The organism is Streptomyces sp. NPDC058964 (assembly GCF_042741275.1).
Classification (GTDB): domain Bacteria; phylum Actinomycetota; class Actinomycetes; order Streptomycetales; family Streptomycetaceae; genus Streptomyces.
Window position 1 is genome coordinate 5720 of record NZ_JBHYKH010000269.1, and the last position, 6267, is coordinate 11986.

The 6267-nt window shown below is 73.6% G+C and carries 6 protein-coding genes and 1 pseudogene; 3 read left to right on the forward strand and 4 right to left on the reverse strand.

Annotated elements, in window-relative coordinates; translation table 11 throughout:
• Both ACFW2E_RS28220 and ACFW2E_RS28225 read right to left on the reverse strand, forming a co-directional pair.
• On the reverse strand, positions 1 to 1339 hold a 1339-nt coding region (locus ACFW2E_RS28220; protein ID WP_384469884.1), incomplete at its 3' end, for an MFS transporter.
• Positions 1336 to 1995, reverse strand: a complete 660-nt coding sequence (locus ACFW2E_RS28225; RefSeq protein WP_384469885.1) for an ArsR/SmtB family transcription factor — start codon at positions 1993 to 1995, stop codon at positions 1336 to 1338. The genes ACFW2E_RS28220 and ACFW2E_RS28225, both read right to left, overlap by 4 nt.
• Before the next feature lie 97 nt (positions 1996 to 2092).
• Here ACFW2E_RS28225 and ACFW2E_RS28230 point away from each other — a divergent pair, with 97 nt between their 5' ends.
• From ACFW2E_RS28230 to ACFW2E_RS28240, 3 genes are all read left to right on the forward strand, one after another.
• Complete coding sequence (locus ACFW2E_RS28230) at positions 2093 to 3625, forward strand: hypothetical protein (protein ID WP_384469886.1); 1533 nt, start codon at positions 2093 to 2095, stop codon at positions 3623 to 3625.
• Between the two features lie 82 nt (positions 3626 to 3707).
• Complete coding sequence (locus ACFW2E_RS28235) at positions 3708 to 4289, forward strand: TetR/AcrR family transcriptional regulator (RefSeq protein WP_384469887.1); 582 nt, start codon at positions 3708 to 3710, stop codon at positions 4287 to 4289.
• Positions 4286 to 5020: an alpha/beta fold hydrolase gene (locus ACFW2E_RS28240; protein ID WP_384469888.1), complete on the forward strand. Its 735-nt coding sequence runs from the start codon at positions 4286 to 4288 to the stop codon at positions 5018 to 5020. The genes ACFW2E_RS28235 and ACFW2E_RS28240 overlap by 4 nt, the downstream gene beginning before the upstream one ends.
• A gap of 215 nt (positions 5021 to 5235) precedes the next feature.
• Here the strand turns inward: ACFW2E_RS28240 and ACFW2E_RS28245 are convergent, their stop codons facing one another.
• Positions 5236 to 5991, reverse strand: coding sequence for an isocitrate lyase/phosphoenolpyruvate mutase family protein (locus ACFW2E_RS28245; protein ID WP_384469889.1), 756 nt, complete (start codon positions 5989 to 5991; stop codon positions 5236 to 5238).
• Positions 5988 to 6267, reverse strand: a pseudogene (locus tag ACFW2E_RS28250) (hypothetical protein); the annotation flags it as partial. The gene ACFW2E_RS28245 and the pseudogene ACFW2E_RS28250, both read right to left, overlap by 4 nt.

A 6267-nucleotide genomic window follows, 5' to 3' on the forward strand; every position in this document is an offset into this window, starting at 1 on the left:
GTCTGTTTTTTATCCCCCCCCGGCCGGGCGCCCCGCGGGGGGGTGCGGGGCGTCGGGGGGGCGGGCGGGGGCCGCGCCCGGGGGGGCCGGGCGCCACGACCGCGATGTCGTCCAGGGTCCTGGTCCCCGGGATCGGGGACGGGAGCAGCCACAGCAGGGACAGGGCCCCGCCGACCGCGGCCACGGTGATCGTGGGGCGCAGCCCGACGAGGGTGGCCAGTGCGCCGCCGACCAGCGCGCCCAGCGGCCGTACCCCGTAGTTGACCGTGCTGTAGGCGCCGGCCACGCGGCTGCGCAGTCCGTCCGGGACGACCGCCGTCTGGAGGGAGTTGAGGTTGACGTCGAAGAGCATGACACCGAACGAGGACAGCAGTTCGGCGGCAGCCAGGACCCCGGCCCGCGCCCACGGCGGACCCTCGGCCGCCCAGACGAGGGCGAAGGGCGCCGGGAACAGGACGGCGCCCACCGCGACGCTGCGGCCCACGCCGATCGCCCGGGAGATCGCGGGCGCCGCCACCGCGCCCAGCAGTCCCCCGATCGCACCGGCGCCGAAGGCCAGCCCGATCACCCCCGGGGACAGGCCCAACTCCCGGTCGGCGAACAGCACGAGCAGGCCGGTGCCGGTCAGGAAGGTGAAGAAGTTCAGCGTCGTGGCGCAGGCGAGGGTCGGCCGCAGCACCGGGTGCCGGACGACGAAGGCCAGTCCCTCGCGCGCGCCGCGCAGCAGCGCGGGTCCGTCCGGACGGCCGGTGACGCGCGGTTCGTCGGCGTGGACCCGGCCGACCAGCAGCGCCGACACCAGGAAGGACACGGCGTCGACGGCCACGGCGACGGGGGCGGTCAGCAGTTGGACCAGTCCGCCGCCGAGGGCGGGTCCGGCGACGAAGGAGGCCGAACAGCTGGCGCTGAGCTTGCTGTTGGCGTCGACGTACGACGGCGGCGGCACGAGGCGGGGGAAGAACGACGAGTACGCCGTGCCGAACACCACCCCGGCCAGTCCGGTCAGCAGCGCGACGGCGTACAGCTGGCCCAGTGTCACCGCGCCGGCCAGAGCGGCGAGCGGAAGGGTCAGCAGCAGGGCCGCGCGGACCAGGTCCGCGGCGACCATCAGGGCCCGTTCGCCGGGGCGGCGGTCGACCCAGGCGCCGAGGAACACGGCGAGCAGGTTGGGGGTCCAGGCGAGCGCGGTCAGCCGGGCGACCTGTGCGGCGGTGGCGTGCAGCGTGCCCACCGCGATCAGCGGAACGGCGAGTTCGGAGACGCGGTCCCCGAACTGGGAGACGGTCTGACCGGTCCAGAAGCGGACGAAGCGGCGGTCCCGCCACAGTGATGCGGTCACGCCGGAGCGCTCGTCTCGTCTGCGCCGTCCGGGGCGTCTGCACCGTCCGGGGCGTCTGCGCCGTCCGGGGCGTCCGTGTCGTCTCCGGCCGCTTCCGGCAGCGCGTACAGCAGCAGCTTCACCCCACGGCTGCCGGACGGCCACTCGGCCCGGTCGCGGGTGACGTACGGGGCGAGGAGGTTCTCCAACTCGACGTGCAGAGCCGCCAGTTCCTCCGCCGACATGACGATCCGCGTGTTGGCGACACCCGCGTGACGGGTCCACTCCGGCTCCAGCCGGGGCTCGGTCCCGGTCAGCCAGCTCAGTGGCAGCTCGGCGACGCTCGCGAACATCTCCCCGGACAGTCCCCGGGCGGCGGACCGCCCCTCCTCGTCCTCCGGCACCTCGAAGCGGAAGCCGCGCGCCACCGCTTCCCACCGCCGCTCCCGCCGGTCTGCCGACCCTTGCGCGTCGCGGACCAGCCCGAAGCCCGCCAGATGGCGCAGGTGCCAGCTGGTCACCGACGGGGTGGCGCCGACGTGCGGGGACAGCTGGGTGGCGGTGGCCGGGCCGTGGCGCTGCAGCCGCTCGAGGACGGCGAGCCGCACGGGGTGGGCGAGGGCTCGCATGGCCTTGGGGTCGGTTATCTCGAGGTCGCCGTAGCGATTGCCTGACACGTGGTCACCGGATGCCATGGTGTGAGAGTGTCCTCTCAGAAAGCGTGAGAGTCAACTCTCATAGTTTGGCGCAGACTTGCTGTGCGAAACTTCGCCGGTGATACCGGATCCGTTCAACCGCAGGGTGCGCCTGGTCGTCGAAGTCCGAGACGAGAACGACGAGTTGGAGCTGGCGACCAGTGTCTTCACGGCTCAGGGCTGGCGGGTGCGCCCGGCGCGCACCGGGGACGCCGTGGGGACGGACGACGGGTACACCGGGCTGATCGTGGAAGTCCCGTTGCGGGGTTCCCGGCTGACCGCCAGGTCGACGGCCTGTGAGCGGCTGACCTCGCTGGCCGCACGGCGGAAGATCGACGTATGGGTGCGGGAGGCCAAACTCATCCGGCCGAAGCCCGCCGAGCCGAACACCACCTACCACGTCCACCACAAGGTGCCGGACGGTGCGGGCCCCGCGCTGCGGTGGCTGGCCGAGCACTGGATCGCCGTCGGCGGCTGGGACCTGCGCCACACCCTGCATCTGCGCGGCGAGTACAGCGAGGAGCAACGGGACCGGGCCCTGGCGGAGTTGGAACGGCGAAACATCGGGGGCGCGCCCTTCGATCCCGACGTGCACGACATCCGCACCTCGATCGGGCCCCGGCCGCGTGACCGGTCGGCCGATCCGCGCCGCGGGGCGATCCTCATCGCGGGCGTCGGCGCGGTGGTACTCGTCAGTCTCGCGTGCGGAATGGTCCTCGGCGCGCTGACAACGCCGTGGCGGTTCCTGGTGCTGGCCTGGCCGGCCGGGATGTCCTGGCCGGTGGGCAAGTGGGTGTCGGCGAACGAGCCGCGTCCGTGGCTCGTCCGGCTGGGGATCGGCTGTGCCCTGGTCGGGGGCCTGACCGTCTTCGGGTTCTTCTGGGCAGGCGCCCAGCCCGCTTCGCTGTCCCGGCAACTCGCCGGCGTCCTCCTCACCTTGCTCTTCGGCTTCACGGTCCTCGGCCTCTGGTACGCCCTCAGCGAGTCCTGGTTCAGCCGCAACATGCAGTGGTTCCTGCCCGTGCTCGCGGCTCCGCTGCCGTTCGTGCTGCCCTGGGCCGGGTCGTTCCTGCACGCCATCTACCTGGAGGACCGCTTCGGGGTCCCGGCCGACTCGGTGCACGTGGCGTTCTACTGGCAGTACGCCGTGGCGCTGCGGCCGCTCGGTCTGGCCGTGGCGTTCTCGCTGCTGCTCGTCGCGATGGGCGGCTGGGCCCGTCACTTCAACGTCCAGACGGGCGCGAGCGGGTTCGTCCGGTGGGTCCTGCCGCTGATGGTGCTGGTCGCCGTCCTGACCGTGACGATCGACGCGCTCGACGGTGTGGACAGGGCCGCCGACCGTGCGATGGAGACCGCCGCCGAAGGGCGCCGCCCCTCCGCCTACTTCGGGCTCCAGGGCGAACTCTTCTGCGTCAGACCGCTCAGCCCGAGGATCCCGGTCATCAACGGGCCCGTTCCGACCGCACACCCGGTCCTCTCCTTCCAGGCGAGCGGCGACACCGTGTGGCTCTGGGACCCGGCCCCGTCCCGGGGCGAGGACTCCTCCCGGCACGCCCTGCGCCTGCGCGCGGAGGACGTACAGCTGGTCTCCGCCCACGGCAGGCACTGCTGAGCACGCCCGACGCGGCGTGCCTCACGACCACCTTACCTAGATGCCCTAGGATTACTCCTGGATAACCAAGGAGGTGATCCCCGTGGCCCGCGCAGGACTCTCCGCCGACCGGCTGGTCGCCGCGGCGGCCGAGCTCGCGGACGAGGTCGGCTTCGAGAACGTCACTCTCTCCGCACTCGCCCGCCGCTTCGGCGTCAAGGACGCGAGCCTCTACTCGCACGTCAGGAACCTGCAGGACCTGCGCACACGGCTCGCGCTGTTCGCGGGCGCCGAGCTGATCGACCGGATCGCGGCGGCCGTGGCCGGGCGCGCCGGGAAGGACGCCCTGGCCGCCTTCGCCGACGCCTACCGGCAGTACGCGCTGGAGCGGCCGGGCCGCTACGCGGCCACCCAGATCCGCATCGACCAGGCCCTGATCGCCGACTCCCCCGGCATGCGGCGCACCGCCGAGATCACCTACGGCATGCTGCGCGCCTACGGCCTCGAGGAACCCGACCTCACCGACGCGGTGCGCCTGCTGCGCAGCACCTTCCACGGCTACTGCGCCCTGGAGTCCGCCGGCGGCTTCGGCGCCGCCCGCGATGTGCAGGCCTCCTGGGGCAAGGCGGTCGACGCCCTGCACATCACGCTCGAACACTGGCCGCGGGAGAAGGAGTCCCGATGACCGAGCCGCACTACGACGTCACCGGCGGCGGGCCCGTCCTGCTCGTCGTCCCCGGCGGGGCCGGCCACCCCATGGGGCTGGGCCCGCTGACGGACCGCCTGGCGGAGCGCTTCACCGTGGTGACGTACGACCCCCTCGGCCTCGCCCACGGACGGCTCGGCCGGCCCGTACCGGACCAGCGGGTGGAGGAGTGGAGCGAGGGTGCCCACCGCGTGCTGGAGGAGGTCCTTCCGGACGGCGAGAGCGCGTACGTCTTCGGGACCAGCTCGGGCGGCATCGCCGTCCTCGACCTGCGCGCACGGCACCCGGAACGGCTGCGGCACGTGGTCGCGCACGAGGCCCCGTGCGTGACGCTGCCACCGGACGGGGCGCGGCGGCGCGCCGAGCTGATCGAGCGGCTGCAGGGCGGGCAACCACCCGCCACCGACGACGAGTCGGCCACTCCGATGGACGTGTTCCTGGCCCGGGTCCTGCGCCCGTTCACCGCGTACGTCCCCACCGGGCCGGCCTCCCCGGCCTCAGCGCCCCTCCTCACCGTGGCCGCCGGGGCGGACTCGAGGGGCCAACTCCTCTACGAGACGGCCGAGTCGGTGGCCGCGCGCACCGGAGGCGGCTTCGCCGAGTTCCCGGGCGGGCACCTCGGCACCCTCGAGCACCCCGTCGCGTTCGCCGACCGGCTCACGGAGACACTGGTTCCGGTGAACACCCCAGGAGCCCCGGCGATTATCTGAGAGTCGGCGGTGCGGACCCGGACCGCCGGGCGAACCCGGATCGCCTCCGGTGCGTTTCCCCGGCCGGCTGGGGAGCCCGGGATGCGCGGCCGCGGGCTACGGCGTCTTCCGGTTCCTGTTCGGCGTACTGCCCGAGTCCCTCGGCGGCGAGCTCGCCAGATGGCCGGTGTCCGGAGTGAGCGGCATCGGCACGGGCGTGGCGGCCTGGCCGGGTCTCACCCGGGCCGGCGCTCCAGCGCCCGGACGTCGTCGTACGACGGCGTCGTACCGCCGGGCACCCGTCCGGCCGCGATGTCGGCCACGGCGTCCAGGGCGGCGCCCAGCGCCCGCCGGTACAGCAGCGAGCCGAGGCTGATCCGCCGTACGCCGAGGTCGGTGAGGTGGGCGACGGTGGGACCGGCCGGCGAGTGGAGGACGTTGAGGGGAACGTCGAAGTTCCTTACGAGGGCGCTGATTTGCTCCGGGTCGTTCAGGCCGGGGACGAACACGCCGTCGGCGCCCGCCCGCCGGTAGGCGTCCAGGCGGCGGAGCGTCTCCGCTCCGTCGCCCAGCCAGTGTGTGTCGGTGCGCGCGTTGACGAAGAGTCCCGGCGCGGCCGCCTTGACCGCGGCGATCTTCGCGGCGTGCCGGTCCACCGGCCCGAGACCGTCCTCCAGGTTGATCCCGGCCGCTCCGACGGCCCACAACTGCCGTGCGAACGCTCCCACTTCGTCGGGGTCGTCGCTGAAGCCGCCCTCCGCGTCGACGGAGAGGAGGAAGGGTTCCGTACCCAGGGCAAGGGCGAGCCGGAGGGTGTGCTCACGGGTCGCGGCCGCGCCGTCGGGCAGGCCCGCGGCCGCGGCGACGCCGAGACTCGTGGTACCGATCGCGCCGAATCCCCGTGCGGCGAGGGCTGCCGCCGAGGCGTGGTCCCAGGCGGTCGGCAGGAACAGGGGCTCGCCCGCGCGGTGGAGACCGGCGAACGGGGTCATGCCAGGCTCCCCACGGCATCGGCGTAGTACCGGGATCCCGCGAGGTGCTGGGCGAGTTCGCGGAAGCTCCAGCCCTGTCCGGGCGAGTCGTCGAGCTGCTCGTCGGTCAGCGCGTCCAGGCGGACGGCCCAGATGCGGGCGAGCCGGGTGAGCCGGCTGCGGGCCTCGTCGAGGTCCTCGGCGGTGAAGGGGGCGAGATCCGCCGGTGTCGTGATCGCGGAGGCGTGCCAGTGGTGCGGCGGGGGGGGGTGGCCCGCCCCCCCGGCCGCCCGATCG